Annotated in this window: 1 protein-coding gene; it reads right to left on the reverse strand. The window is 60.2% G+C overall.

What is annotated here, in order from left to right; genetic code table 11:
- Positions 1-428, reverse strand: a 428-nt coding sequence (locus AC2JF9_RS09220; RefSeq protein ID WP_500727171.1) for an S-layer homology domain-containing protein, incomplete at its 3' end; no start/stop codon positions are given.
- Positions 429-452: the final 24 nt, after the last annotated feature.

A 452-nucleotide genomic window follows, 5' to 3' on the forward strand; every position in this document is an offset into this window, starting at 1 on the left:
TCCTTCGCGCCTGCCGTCACCTTCACCGCCCGGCTGATCATGGCCGCCATCTCGGCGCGGGTAATCGTTGCGTTCGGCGAGAAGATTCTCTCCGGACGTCCGGTGATGATCCCTTGCTTCGCCGCGGCAGCCACATAGGAGGCAAACCATTCCGTTCCTTTCACATCGAGGAAGTTTTCCGTCGCCGAATTGATCTCGAGATCCAGGGCGCCGATCAACATCTTCGCAAACTCGGCGCGGGTGACTTTGTCCCCCGGTGCGAATACGCCCGCCGCCTTGCCGTTAATGGCTCCCTTGGCCGCAACAACCTGGATTTGGCGGCCTGCCCACGCCTCCACCGACGCGATGTCCTTGAAGGTCACTTTATTCTCGACCACGACATACCTGGAGAACTCGGTGCGCTTCTCTACCAGCTTGCCGTTCACCATTACACCGCCGACAATGCGCAGCCT

Source organism: Lactobacillus sp. C449L, assembly GCF_059900815.1.